Here is a 12461-nt window from a genome sequence, read left to right on the forward strand (position 1 = left end):
AAGATGCGCGTATGGATCGATGCTGACGCCTGCCCTCGGGCGGCGAAGGATCTGGTGGTGAAGTTCGCCCTCAAGCGCCAGTTCGAAGTGGTGATGGTCGCCGGCCAGCCGCAGACCAAGCCTGGATTGGCGCTGGTCAAGCTGATCGTGGTGCCCAGCGGCCCGGACGCGGCCGACGATTACCTGGTGGAACATGCGGTGCCCGGTGAGCTGGTGATCTGCAGCGATATTCCCCTGGCTGATCGGCTGCTGAAGAAGGGCGTCGCGGCGCTGGACCCGCGGGGCAAGGAGTTCGATGAGCGAAACATGGGTGACCGGCTGGCGGTGCGTAACCTGTTCGCCGATTTGCGCGAGCAGGGCCAGGTCAGCGGCGGCCCGGCGCCGTTTGGGGATCGTGAGAAGCAGGCGTTTGCCAATGCGTTGGACCGCATCCTCACCCGGCTGTCCCGCCAGGCCTGACCCCCTGTAGGAGCGAGCTTGCTCGCGATGGTCGTCAACGATAACGCTGGGCACCTGACACCCAGCGGCGTTCTTGAATCCATCGCGAGCAGGCTCGCTCCCACAGGTGATGCTTTTTACGCGTCGTTTTCGTGGGTCAGTTCGAGCACGCGGTCGACCAGTTTGTTGATGCCCGACGCCGCTTCGCTGATGCTTCCGGCCAGCATGTAAGCCGGGGTGCTGACCAGTTTGCGGGCCTTGTCTTCGACGATGTCGCTCACGGCGCAATCCTTGTGGGTGGCGCCCATCTTGTTCAGCGCGGCGGCGGTGTCAGCATCGTTGCCGATGGTGCAGGTCACGCCCGGGCCGTAGATCTTCGCCGCCAGGGCCGGGGAGATGCAGATCAGGCCGACCGGCTTGCCCGCTTCGGCGAAGGCTTCGGTCAGGGCCAGGACTTCCGGTTGCACGGTGCAGCCGGTGCCTTCGATGGCGAAGTTGGACAGGTTCTTGGCCGATCCGAAACCGCCGGGAATGATCAGCGCATCGAACTCTTCGGCATCGGCTTCGCGGATGTCCCGGACCTGGCCGCGGGCAATACGCGCCGACTCCACCAGCACATTGCGTGACTCGGGCATTTCCTCACCGGTCAGGTGATTGATCACATGCAGCTGCGCGATATTCGGTGCGAAGCACTGCACCTGCGCGCCACGCTGGTCCAGGCGCAGCAGGGTTATCACGCTCTCGTAAATCTCGGCGCCGTCGTACACGCCACAACCGGAAAGGATCACTGCAACTTTTTTGCTCATGGGCTTTTCTCCAGATTCATGGCGTTAAATGTCCACTAATTTGTCACTCGTTGCCATAGGGTTATTTCGCGGCTACACCTAGCATCTGTCCTTAAAAAATTCCGTTCAGGACGCCTCATGGACTTCATTCTGTACGCGGTGCCGTTTTTCTTTGTGCTGATTGCCGTCGAACTGCTGGCCGATCGCTGGCGCGGGGTCAGCAACTATCGGGTGGCGGACGCCGTCAACAGCATCAGCACCGGCGTGCTGTCGACCACCACGGGCCTTCTGACCAAGGGCGTGGGGCTGGTGACTTATGCATTCGCGCTCAAGCATCTGGCGCTGTTCGAGCTTTCCGCGAACAGCGTCTGGGTGTGGATCTTCGCCTTCGTCTTTTATGACTTCTGCTACTACTGGCTGCACCGCATGGGCCACGAGCGCAACATTCTTTGGGCCGCGCATTCGGTGCATCACCAGAGCGAGGACTACAACCTCTCCACGGCCCTGCGCCAGACCAGTACCGGGTTTCTGTTGAGCTGGATTTTCTACCTGCCGATGGCGGTGGCCGGGGTGCCGCTTTTCGTTTTCATCAGCGTTGCCGCGCTGAACCTGCTGTACCAGTTCTGGGTGCACACCCGGCACATTCCCAAGCTCGGCTGGTTCGAGTGGTTCTTCGTTACACCATCCAATCATCGTGCTCACCATGCACAGAACGCTCTCTACATGGATCGCAACTACGGCGGTGTGTTCATTATTTGGGACCGTCTGTTCGGCTCGTTCCAGGAAGAAGACGACAACGAACCGGTGATTTTCGGTGTGACCACGCCGCTGGCGAGCTGGAACCCGATCTGGGCCAATGTGCAGTTTTATGCGCAGCTGTGGGCCGATGCACGGCGCACAGAGAGCACTTGGGACAAGCTGCGGATCTGGTTCATGCGCACCGGTTGGCGGCCGGCGGATGTGGCGGCCAAATATCCGATCCACAAACCGGACCTGAGTCAGTTCCACAAATTCGAAGTGCCGCTGGCCACCCGTCAGCAGATCTACGTGTTGCTGCAGTTCTGCGTCTACATCGCTTTGGGCAGTTATCTGATGAACCTGGAGCCGCAGCTACCGGCCTCGGCTCTGGTGCTGGGCTGGGGCGCGGTGGCGCTGGGGTTGTTCGTGCTGGGCGTGGCCCTGGAGAATCGCCCGTGGGCGTTGAAGCTGGAGCTGCTGCGGCTGGCATCCAACGTGCCGCTGGTCTGGCTGGCGCCGCTGGTGGGGCTATGGCCGGCCAGCGCGGTGGGCTGGGTCGGCCTGCTCAGCTACAGCCTGCTCAGCGGGATCGGTCTCTACTGCTGCAGAAACCGTTTTACTCGGCTGGCGTCTTAGGTTCACCGGAAATGGCCTGTTTGGCCTTCAGGGCTTGCTCGTCGGCATAGACCTGTTTGGCCAGGCGCGCATTCTTGAAGCGACGACGCAGCCACAGGCCGACGCCGAGGATCAGCAGCGCACCCAATACCCACAGCTCGTATTTCTTGATGCTGCCGAGCATGCCTTCCAGCACCGCACCGAAGTGGTACGCGGCTGCGGCCAATGCGGCGGCCCAGATCGCCGCGCCAATGCCGTTGAGCAACAGATAACGTCCCGGCGGATAACCGGACAGGCCGATTGCCACCGGCATCACCGTGCGCAGGCCGTAGACGAAGCGGAAACTCAGGACCCAGATGTCCGGGTGTTTGCGGATATGCTCCAGCGCCCGGTCGCCCATCATCTGCCAGCGGGGTTTGCGCGCCAGCAGCTTGCGTCCGTGCTTGCGTCCCAGGAAGTACCACAGCTGATCGCCGGCATAGCTGCCGCAGAATGCCACGACCACCACCAGGTTGATGTCCATGTATCCACGGAACGCGAGGAAGCCTGCGAGCACCAGGATGGTTTCGCCTTCGAAGAACGTGCCGAGAAACAGGGCAAAGTAGCCGAAGTCATGCAGAAATTGTTGGAGCATTGTCTGGGTGCTGGCGAAATGAACGCGCAGCCTAACCCTTCGTACACATTCAGGAAAGTGTCCAAATGTGTCTCGACGTGAACATTTCCTACAAGGACAATGGAATGCGGCTACGTGTCACAGCATGCGCACAACTGTCATGTGTTCGTCATAATGGTCGCTTATAACTGTCACGCTCGCCCGTACGCGCGGGCTCAGGAGTCTGCCGTGAGCTTTACCCCCGCCAACCGTCTGTTCCCCGCAACCCGCCTGCGCCGCAACCGTCGTGACGATTTCTCGCGTCGACTGGTCCGTGAAAACGTCCTGACCGTCGATGACCTGATTCTGCCGGTGTTCGTGCTGGACGGTGAAAACCGTCGCGAAGCGGTCGCCTCGATGCCGGGCGTGGAGCGCCTGACCATCGATCTATTGCTGGAAGAGGCGGCCAAGTGGGTCGAACTGGGGATTCCGGCGCTGGCGCTTTTCCCGGTGACGCCGCCGGAGCTCAAGTCGCTGGACGCCGCCGAAGCCTGGAACCCGGACGGCATCGCCCAGCGCGCCACCCGTGCCCTGCGCGCGCAATTCCCTGAGCTGGGTGTGATCACCGACGTCGCGCTGGACCCGTTCACCACCCACGGCCAAGACGGCATTCTCGACGAAGAAGGCTACGTGCAGAACGACATCACCGTCGATGCACTGGTCCGCCAGGCCCTGTCCCACGCCGAAGCCGGCGCCCAGGTGGTGGCCCCGTCGGACATGATGGACGGTCGCATCCAGGCGATCCGCGAGGCCCTGGAGGTTACCGGTCACGTCAACGTGCGGATCATGGCCTACTCGGCCAAATACGCCAGCGCCTACTACGGCCCGTTCCGCGATGCGGTCGGTTCGGCGTCGAACCTGGGCAAGGCCAACAAGGCCTCCTATCAGATGGACCCGGCCAACAGCAACGAAGCCCTGCACGAAGTGGCGGCGGACTTGTCTGAAGGTGCAGACATGGTCATGGTCAAGCCAGGCATGCCGTACCTGGACATCCTTTGCCGGGTCAAAGAAGAATTCAAAGTGCCGACTTTCGTTTATCAAGTCAGCGGCGAATACGCCATGCACATGGCCGCGATCCAGAATGGCTGGTTGAGCGAAGGGGTTATTCTCGAATCCCTGACCGCTTTTAAACGCGCAGGCGCTGATGGCATCCTGACGTACTTTGCCGTTCGCGCAGCTCAATTGTTACGAGAGCAAAAATAGCCCTCCCAGGAACATTCGATGAATACCGAAGGACTCAGTGAAGTTGCCGTACAAGACGCTCAACCCGTGGTCGAGCAAATCGCCGAAACCCCGCCGGAGCTGGAGCCCGCTCCCCCGGCGGCGGTAACCGAGGCCGCTGCGGCGGCACCGGCGGCGATTGCCGTTCCCGGCCTGGATGACAGCAGCCTGTACATCCACCGCGAGCTGTCGCAACTGCAGTTCAACATCCGCGTGCTGGAACAGGCGCTGGATGAGTCCTATCCGTTGCTGGAGCGGCTGAAGTTCCTGCTGATCTTCTCCAGCAACCTGGACGAGTTCTTCGAAATTCGTGTCGCGGGCCTCAAGAAGCAGATCACCTTCGCCCGTGAACAGGCCGGTGCCGACGGTCTGCAACCGCATCAGGCCCTGGCGCGCATCAGCGAACTGGTCCACGGTCACGTCGACCGCCAGTACGCGATCCTCAACGACATTCTGTTGCCGGAGCTGGAAAAGCATCAGGTCCGCTTCATCCGTCGCCGCCACTGGAACACCAAGCTGAAAACCTGGGTGCGCCGGTATTTCCGCGACGAAATCGCCCCGATCATCACCCCGATCGGCCTCGACCCGACCCACCCGTTCCCGTTGCTGGTGAACAAGAGCCTGAACTTCATCGTCGAACTCGAGGGTATCGATGCCTTCGGTCGCGACTCCGGTCTGGCGATCATCCCGGCGCCGCGCCTGCTGCCGCGGATCATCAAGGTGCCGGAAGAAGTCGGCGGCGCCGGCGACAACTATGTGTTCCTGTCGTCGATGATCCACGCCCACGCCGATGATCTGTTCCAGGGCATGAAGGTGAAGGGCTGCTACCAGTTCCGCCTGACCCGAAACGCCGACCTGGCGCTGGACTCCGAAGACGTGGAAGACCTTGCACGCGCCCTGCGCGGCGAGCTGTTCTCCCGACGCTACGGTGACGCGGTGCGTCTGGAAGTGGCCGACACTTGCCCGAAACACCTGTCCGACTACCTGCTCAAGCAGTTCAATCTGAGCGAGACCGAGCTGTATCAGGTCAACGGCCCGGTGAACCTGACTCGTCTGTTCAGCATCACTGGCCTGGACAGCCAGCGCGATCTGCAGAACACGCCGTTCACTCCGCAGATTCCGAAGCTTTTGCAGAACAGCGAGAACATCTTCAGCGTGATCAGCAAGCAGGACATCCTGCTGCTGCACCCGTTCGAATCCTTCACTCCGGTGGTCGACCTGCTGCGCCAGGCCGCCAAGGACCCGCACGTACTGGCGGTGCGTCAGACCCTGTACCGCTCCGGCGCCAACTCGGAAATCGTCGATGCGCTGGTGGACGCCGCGCGTAACGGCAAGGAAGTCACCGCGGTGATCGAGCTGCGGGCGCGGTTCGACGAAGAATCCAACCTGCAACTGGCCAGCCGCCTGCAAGCGGCCGGTGCGGTGGTGATCTACGGCGTGGTCGGCTTCAAGACCCACGCCAAGATGATGCTGATCCTGCGCCGCGAAGCCGGTGAGATCGTGCGTTACGCGCACCTCGGCACAGGTAACTACCACGCCGGCAACGCCCGTCTGTACACCGACTACAGCCTGCTGACCTCCGACGACGCGCTGTGCGAAGACGTCGGCAAGCTGTTCAGCCAGTTGATCGGCATGGGTAAAACGTTGCGCATGAAGAAGCTGCTGCATGCGCCGTTCACCCTGAAGAAGGGCATGCTCGACATGATTGCCCGGGAAACCCAGTTCGCCCTCGACGGCAAGCCGGCGCACATCATTGCCAAGTTCAACTCGCTGACCGATCCGAAGATCATCCGCGCGCTGTACAAAGCCAGCCAGTCGGGCGTGCGTATCGATCTGGTGGTGCGCGGCATGTGCTGTCTGCGTCCGGGCATCGCCGGGGTTTCCCACAACATCCACGTGCGCTCGATCATCGGCCGCTTCCTGGAACACACCCGGGTCTTCTACTTCCTCAACGGCGGCGAAGAGCAGATGTTCCTCTCCAGTGCCGACTGGATGGAGCGAAACCTCGACAAGCGCGTCGAGACCTGCTTCCCGGTGGAAGGCAAGAAACTGATCATGCGGGTGAAGAAGGAGTTGGAGTTGTATCTGACCGACAATACCCACAGCTGGAGCCTGCAATCGGACGGCCGCTACATCCGCAACACGCCGACCGGTAACCAGAACCCGCGCAGTGCTCAGGCGACGTTGCTGGAGCGCCTTGGCAGCCCCATCCTGCCGGTGAGCAGCTAATAAAAAAGGCGATCCCAGAAGGATCGCCTTTTTTCTGTGGGAGCGAGCCTGCTCGCGATGGACGTTAACGATGACGCTGGCAACCTGAAGGAATGCGTTGCCTGATACTCCATCGCGAGCAGGCTCGTTCCCACAATTCAGCACACGGACGCGGGCAGGATCGGGTGTATCAGCGCACGGTCAGAACGATATCCACCCGCGTCAGCCATTCCGCCTCGATCTCGAAATCAGCCTGGGTCAGTTGGTTGTCTTCCAGCCATTTCTTCGGGAATACCACTTCCAGATGGTTGCCGTTGGCGTTCAGCTCCACCTGAGGCATCTGCTGGGTGCCGCGGATGTGGTGGAACAGGATCGCGAAGCGCAGCAGCACGCACAGGCGAATCAGCTTGATGCCTTCATCGCCGAAGTCGGCGAAGCGGTCTTTGGGAATGTTGCGGCGGTGGCCGCGTACCAGCAGCGCGAGCATCAACTGGTCTTCGCGAGAGAAACCGGCCAGGTCCGAGTGTTCGATCAGGTAAGCGCCGTGTTTGTGGTACTGGTAGTGGGCGATATCCAGGCCCACTTCATGGACCTTGGCCGCCCAGCCGAGCAGTTCGCGCCAGACGCCGTCTTCCAGGTCCCAGTCCTTGGCCACTTGATCGAAGGCATGCAACGCCTTGCGTTCGACCCGCACGGCCTGTTCCAGGTCGACATGGTAGCGCTCCATCAGCGAGGTCAGGGTGCGTTCGCGCACGTCTTCGTGATGATGGCGGCCCAGGAGGTCATAGAGCACGCCTTCACGCAGCGCGCCTTCGCAGTGATCCATGCGTTGCAGTTCGAGGGAGTCGAAGATGGCTTCGAGAATCGCCAGGCCCGCGGGGAAAATCGCGCGGCGGTCCGGCTTGACGCCTTCAAAGTCGATTTTTTCCACATCGCCCAGCTTGATCAGCTTGCGCTTGAGCCAGGCCAGGCCTTCGGCGTTGACTTCGCCGGAGCCGTGACCGCCGGCCTTCAGCGCCAGGCCGATGGCGCGGATGGTGCCCGAGGAGCCGATGGCTTCATCCCAGGTCAGGCGGTGCAGGGCGTGTTCGATGCTCATGATCTCCAGCCGCGCCGCCGTGTACGCCTGGGCGTAGCGGGCCGGGGTGATCTTGCCGTCCTTGAAATAGCGCTGGGTGAAGCTCACGCAACCCATTTGCAGGCTTTCTCGCAGAAGCGGTTCGAAGCGCTGGCCGATGATGAATTCGGTACTGCCGCCGCCGATGTCGGCGACCAGGCGCTTGCCCGGCGTGTCGGCGAGGGTGTGGGACACGCCGAGATAGATCAGGCGCGCTTCTTCACGACCGGAGATGACTTCCACCGGGTGGCCGAGGATCTCTTCGGCGCGGTGGATGAATTGGGCGCGGTTGCGGGCCTCACGCAGGGCGTTGGTGCCCACGATCCGCACGGCGCCCAGCGGCATACCGTTGATCAGCTGGGCGAAGCGCTTGAGGCAATCGAGCCCGCGCTGCATGGATTCTTCGCTCAGACGACGCTCTTCGTCGATGCCAGCGGCCAACTGAACCTTTTCCCCGAGACGTTCGAGAATGCGGATTTCTCCGTTCTGGGCCTTGGCCACGACCATATGGAAACTGTTGGAGCCCAGGTCGATTGCGGCGATCAGGGACAGATTCTTGGCTTGGGAATGGGGCATGGTCAGGGTCTCGGTCGATAACCCCGACATCGTGCCACGATCAACGGCTGGCGCCAACGCGCAGTGTTCAAAGCCTTGATCCAGCACAGCAAGCAAGCGACCACTAATATGCGTTCGACGCAAAACCTGTGGGAGCGGGCTTGCCCGCGAAGGCGGCCTTCAAGGCACTGAAAGTCTGTCAGCCCGCCGCTTCGACCGTCCCGATGAAATTCGCCAGCTCCGCCGTCTGCGGATTGGCAAACAGCACCTTCGGATCCCCCACCTCATGCACCAGACCCTGGTGCATGAACACCAGTTTGTCCCCTACCTCCCGGGCGAAGCGCATTTCGTGGGTGACCATGATCAGCGTCATGCCTTCTTTGGCCAATTGCCGGACCACGCTCAGCACTTCATTCACCAGTTCCGGATCGAGCGCCGAAGTGATTTCATCGCACAACAGCACCTTGGGTGACATCGCCAGCGCACGGGCAATCGCCACGCGCTGTTGCTGCCCGCCGGACAGGCGATCCGGGAAAGCATCGAACTTTTCTCCCAGCCCGACCCGCTCCAGCATCTCACGGGCCAACTGCGCGGCCTTGGCCTTGGGCACTTTCTGCACCACCTGCGGGGCGAGCATCACATTCTCGCCAACGGTCAGATGCGGGAACAGATTGAATTGCTGGAACACCATGCCGACCTTCTGCCGCAGGCTGCGCAGATCGGCGCGAGCGGCGTCGAGGTATTCGCCGTCGACCTCGATGACGCCGTCGTTGATCGACTCCAGACCATTGAGCGTGCGCAGCAAGGTCGACTTGCCCGAGCCGCTGCGTCCGATGATCGCGACCACCTGGCCTTGATCGACACTCAGGTCGATGCCTTTGAGTACATGGTGATCGCCGTAGTATTTATGCAGGGCGGAAATTCTAAGCAGAGGCATGCAGTCTCCTTTCCAGGTAGCGCGCACTGAGGGACAAGGGGTAGCAGAGCAGGAAGTAACCGAGGGCGACCAGGCCGTAGACCATGAAGGGTTCGAAGGTTGCATTGGCCAGCATGCCGCCGGTTTTGGTCAGCTCGGTGAAACCGATGATCGAGGTGACGGCGGTGCCTTTTACCACCTGCACCGAGAACCCCACGGTTGGCGCGATCGCGATGCGCAAGGCTTGCGGCAGGATCACGTAGCGCAATTGCTCAAACGGATTGAGCGCCAGGCTCGACGAAGCTTCCCACTGGCCATTGGGTATGGATTCGACGCAGCCGCGCCAGATTTCCGCCAGATAGGCACTGGTGAACAGCGTGAGGGCAATGGCCGCCGCCGCCCACGGAGAAATTTCCACCCCGGCCAGCGACACGCCAAAGAACACCAGGAACAACTGCATCAGCAATGGCGTGCCCTGAAACAGTTCGATGTAGGTGCGGGAAAAGCTGCGTGGCAAAGATTTCCTGGAGATGCGCATAACCATGATCAGCAGACCGATCAGCCCACCGCCAATGAACGCCACCAGCGACAGTGCCAGCGTCCATTGCAGGCCGGTGAGGAGATTGCGCAGGATGTCCCATAGAGTGAAATCGCTCATCGCGCGCTCTCCACACTGTTTCTTGCTATGAATCGCTGGCCGATCCAGTTGAGCAACTGGCGGATCAGCAATGCCATGCACAGGTAAAGCAGCGTCGTCAGTGCGTAAGTCTCAAAGGCGCGGAAGTTTCGCGATTGAATGAAGTTGGCCGCGAAGCTCAACTCTTCGGTGGCAATCTGGGAGCACACCGCCGAACCGAGCATGACGATGATGATCTGGCTGCTCAGCGCCGGCCAGACCTTGCTCAGTGCGGGCAGCAGAACGACATGGCGGAAGGCTTCGAAGCGAGTCATCGCCAGTGCGGCGGCGGCTTCCAATTGGCCGCGGGGAATCGCCTGGATGCCAGCGCGGATGATTTCGGTCGAATAGGCGCCCAGATTGATCACCATCGCCAGCACCGCCGCCTGCCATTCGGATATCTGCACGCCCAGGGACGGCAGGCCGAAGAAGATGAAGAACAATTGCACCAGAAATGGCGTATTGCGGATCAACTCGACATAGATGCCGAATATTCCGGCAAACGGGCGGATATTCCACGCCCGCACCAGTGCCCCGACTATTCCCACACCAATCCCGAACACTGCGCCAATGGCTGTCAGCTCAAGGGTGAACAACGCACCGTGCAGCAGCAGATCGGTGTTTTGCACCACTGGCGAGAAATCGAACTGATAAGCCATAAGGATTCTCCAGTGCGCCGAGTCAGAGGTCGGTCGGCAGCGGCTCTTTCAGCCAGGTCAGGGAGTTTTTCTCCAGCGCGCCGTCATTTTTGGCGCTGACGAGGATCTGGTTGACCTTGTCCAGCAGTGCCGGCTCATTCTTGTTCACGCCCACGTAGACCGGCGAATCCTTGAGTTTCACTTTCAGCGCGGGCACACGTTTCGGGTTTTTCTCGCTGATCGCGACCATCACCACGTTGCCGCTGGCGATCAGATCCACCTGGCCGGCCAGATAGGCGGCGATGGTCGAGTTATTGTCTTCGAATCGCTTGATGGTCACGCCCTCGGGAGCGACCTTGGTCAGCTCGATGTCTTCGATGGCGCCGCGGGTGACGCTGACGGTTTTGCCCTTGAGGTCTTCAAGGCCCTTGATGTCGGCTTCAGGTGGGCCGAAGACCGCGAGGTAGAACGGCGCGTATGGGCGAGAAAAGTCGATGACTTTTTCCCGCTCGGGATTTTTGCCGAGGCTGGAGATCACCAGATCCACTTTGCCGGTGGTGAGGAACGGGATCCGGTTGGTGCTGTTGACCGGCGTCAGCTCGAGTTTGACCTTGAGTTGGTCGGCCAGCAGTTTGGCTGTGTCGATATCCAGGCCGCGCGGTTTCATGTCCGGACCCACCGAACCGAAGGGCGGGAAATCCTGAGGTACGGCGACTTTGAGGGTGCCGCGCTTGACTACATCCTCCAGACCGTCGGCGTGGGCGGATGCCTGGCTCAGCATCAGGCTGGCAAACAGGGCGGTGAGGAGGGCGCTGTAACGCAGGGTCATGGCAAATCTCCGAATCGGCGAGGGGGCAATTGTGCGATTCGACAGAGCATGGGGCGTGCCAACAGGGTTTTTTCAGGCGCAAGGCTGCGGTTTTGCTCGCCTCGCAAGGTCTGACTGGTCTGAACAGTCAGGTGTTGTTTCGCACCTCGATAGCGCAACTTCGAAACTCGCCGAACCCCCATGGGGCACGACTTGCCGGGCGGCCTGAATAGCTTTACAACTGACCGCACCTTGGCCTGGCTCGTCTGGAAAACCATGAATTCGATCTCCCGCGCCGTACCCGAAGTGGCGCTGCAAGCCATCCGCAAATTGATCGCCGAACAAGGCTTCGGGCCAGGAGACGTTTTGCCCTCCCAACGGGATCTGTCGGTGCAATTGGGAGTCAGTCGGGCCTCGTTGCGCGAGGCGTTGTCGTCGCTGAGCGCGCTGGGTGTCATCAGCGTCCAGCCGGGCAAAGGCGTGTTCGTGCAGTCGCCTGTGGAACTGCCGGGAGGTGACTCGACAGCGCGCTGGCCGTTCGCGGCTCAGGCCTCGCCTCTGGACATTTTCCAGTTGCGCTATGCGCTCGAAGGATTTGCTGCCGGGTTGGCAGCCTTGATGTTGAGTACCGATGAACTCGATGCCTTGGAGGACAACGTAGCCGCCATGCGCAACGAATTGAGGGCCGGCGACTTCGAAGCGGCGGCGCGGCTGGACTTCGATTTTCATCGACGCATTCTTCTGGCCAGCGGCAATCAGGCGATGCTGAACATCCTCACTGCCAGTGCCGAGATCTTCCTGGAAAGCCAGAAGTTACCGTTCATCAGGGCGGAGCGGGCGATGGAGACCTGGCAGGAGCACCGCAAAATCCTTCGCGCGCTGGCTCGCCGAGCCTCTGGCGCTGCTCAAAAAGCCATGTGCGAGCATGTTCGCAACGCCGCGCTGCGTACCGGGATCGGCTTTGTAGCTCCCGCGTCGTCATGACCTGAGCTATACAAAGACTCATGAAACACCATAGCGAGACTCAATCAACTGCGGCTTCCTGAACGAGGGAAGGGCGGCTATGATGGGCCACGTTTTTTTGCTTACAACCC

General features: G+C 61.0%; 12 protein-coding genes. 5 read left to right on the forward strand and 7 right to left on the reverse strand.

Translation table 11 applies throughout. The annotated features are described in order from the left end of the window. The first annotated feature begins 3 nt into the window (after positions 1–3). Complete coding sequence (locus tag K9857_RS14310) at positions 4–459, forward strand: YaiI/YqxD family protein (protein ID WP_224536845.1); 456 nt, start codon at positions 4–6, stop codon at positions 457–459. 116 nt (positions 460–575) lie between these two features. Here the strand turns inward: K9857_RS14310 and elbB are convergent, their stop codons facing one another. Then, positions 576–1244: an isoprenoid biosynthesis glyoxalase ElbB gene (elbB, locus tag K9857_RS14315; RefSeq protein ID WP_175379619.1), complete on the reverse strand. Its 669-nt coding sequence runs from the start codon at positions 1242–1244 to the stop codon at positions 576–578. A gap of 117 nt (positions 1245–1361) precedes the next feature. Here elbB and K9857_RS14320 point away from each other — a divergent pair, with 117 nt between their 5' ends. Then, on the forward strand, positions 1362–2597 hold the full coding sequence (locus K9857_RS14320; RefSeq protein ID WP_224536785.1) for a sterol desaturase family protein: 1236 nt from the start codon (positions 1362–1364) through the stop codon (positions 2595–2597). Here the strand turns inward: K9857_RS14320 and K9857_RS14325 are convergent. Next, complete coding sequence (locus K9857_RS14325; RefSeq protein ID WP_224536787.1) at positions 2578–3210, reverse strand: DedA family protein; 633 nt, start codon at positions 3208–3210, stop codon at positions 2578–2580. The two genes, K9857_RS14320 and K9857_RS14325, sit on opposite strands and share 20 nt — an antisense overlap. Positions 3211–3417: 207 nt before the next feature. Between K9857_RS14325 and hemB the strand changes: the two genes are divergently transcribed. Then, the gene (hemB, locus tag K9857_RS14330; protein ID WP_224536789.1) at positions 3418–4431 is read left to right on the forward strand and encodes a porphobilinogen synthase; all 1014 of its coding nucleotides are present in this window, start codon (positions 3418–3420) and stop codon (positions 4429–4431) included. 18 nt (positions 4432–4449) lie between these two features. Continuing rightward, entirely contained in the window at positions 4450–6678 is a 2229-nt protein-coding gene (gene ppk1, locus K9857_RS14335; RefSeq protein ID WP_224536790.1) for a polyphosphate kinase 1, read from the forward strand. Between the two features lie 169 nt (positions 6679–6847). On the opposite strand, the gene ppx is transcribed toward ppk1, so the two are convergent. The 5 genes from ppx to K9857_RS14360 form a co-directional block, all read right to left on the reverse strand. After that, the gene (gene ppx, locus K9857_RS14340; protein WP_224536793.1) at positions 6848–8350 is read right to left on the reverse strand and encodes an exopolyphosphatase; all 1503 of its coding nucleotides are present in this window, start codon (positions 8348–8350) and stop codon (positions 6848–6850) included. Positions 8351–8528: 178 nt separating this feature from the next. Then, the gene (locus K9857_RS14345) at positions 8529–9266 is read right to left on the reverse strand and encodes an amino acid ABC transporter ATP-binding protein (protein WP_224536795.1); all 738 of its coding nucleotides are present in this window, start codon (positions 9264–9266) and stop codon (positions 8529–8531) included. Then, positions 9253–9903 carry an amino acid ABC transporter permease gene (locus K9857_RS14350; protein ID WP_224536798.1) on the reverse strand — a complete coding sequence of 217 codons (651 nt, stop codon included), beginning with the start codon at positions 9901–9903 and terminating at the stop codon, positions 9253–9255. Before K9857_RS14350 ends, K9857_RS14345 begins: the two co-directional genes overlap by 14 nt. Beyond that, positions 9900–10580 carry an amino acid ABC transporter permease gene (locus tag K9857_RS14355; protein ID WP_224536799.1) on the reverse strand — a complete coding sequence of 227 codons (681 nt, stop codon included), beginning with the start codon at positions 10578–10580 and terminating at the stop codon, positions 9900–9902. Before K9857_RS14355 ends, K9857_RS14350 begins: the two co-directional genes overlap by 4 nt. 22 nt (positions 10581–10602) lie before the next feature. Beyond that, positions 10603–11388 (reverse strand): transporter substrate-binding domain-containing protein, encoded by a 786-nt coding sequence (locus K9857_RS14360; protein ID WP_224536801.1) that lies wholly within the window; start codon positions 11386–11388, stop codon positions 10603–10605. 255 nt (positions 11389–11643) lie between these two features. Here K9857_RS14360 and K9857_RS14365 point away from each other — a divergent pair, with 255 nt between their 5' ends. Continuing rightward, the gene (locus tag K9857_RS14365; protein WP_224536802.1) at positions 11644–12351 is read left to right on the forward strand and encodes a FadR/GntR family transcriptional regulator; all 708 of its coding nucleotides are present in this window, start codon (positions 11644–11646) and stop codon (positions 12349–12351) included. Positions 12352–12461 lie beyond the last annotated feature (110 nt).

The sequence above is a fragment of the Pseudomonas sp. REP124 genome (assembly GCF_020164475.1).
Lineage (GTDB): Bacteria > Pseudomonadota > Gammaproteobacteria > Pseudomonadales > Pseudomonadaceae > Aquipseudomonas.

Bases quoted from the DNA above. Each gene is read 5' to 3' on its own strand.
- K9857_RS14310 (WP_224536845.1), top strand. From the start codon at position 4: ATGCGCGTATGGATCGATGCTGACGCCTGCCCTCGGGCGGCGAAGGAT.
- elbB (WP_175379619.1), bottom strand. From the start codon at position 1,244: ATGAGCAAAAAAGTTGCAGTGATCCTTTCCGGTTGTGGCGTGTACGAC.
- K9857_RS14320 (WP_224536785.1), top strand. From the start codon at position 1,362: ATGGACTTCATTCTGTACGCGGTGCCGTTTTTCTTTGTGCTGATTGCC.
- K9857_RS14325 (WP_224536787.1), bottom strand. From the start codon at position 3,210: ATGCTCCAACAATTTCTGCATGACTTCGGCTACTTTGCCCTGTTTCTC.
- ppk1 (WP_224536790.1), top strand. From the start codon at position 4,450: ATGAATACCGAAGGACTCAGTGAAGTTGCCGTACAAGACGCTCAACCC.
- ppx (WP_224536793.1), bottom strand. From the start codon at position 8,350: ATGCCCCATTCCCAAGCCAAGAATCTGTCCCTGATCGCCGCAATCGAC.
- K9857_RS14345 (WP_224536795.1), bottom strand. From the start codon at position 9,266: ATGCCTCTGCTTAGAATTTCCGCCCTGCATAAATACTACGGCGATCAC.
- K9857_RS14350 (WP_224536798.1), bottom strand. From the start codon at position 9,903: ATGAGCGATTTCACTCTATGGGACATCCTGCGCAATCTCCTCACCGGC.
- K9857_RS14355 (WP_224536799.1), bottom strand. From the start codon at position 10,580: ATGGCTTATCAGTTCGATTTCTCGCCAGTGGTGCAAAACACCGATCTG.
- K9857_RS14360 (WP_224536801.1), bottom strand. From the start codon at position 11,388: ATGACCCTGCGTTACAGCGCCCTCCTCACCGCCCTGTTTGCCAGCCTG.
- K9857_RS14365 (WP_224536802.1), top strand. From the start codon at position 11,644: ATGAATTCGATCTCCCGCGCCGTACCCGAAGTGGCGCTGCAAGCCATC.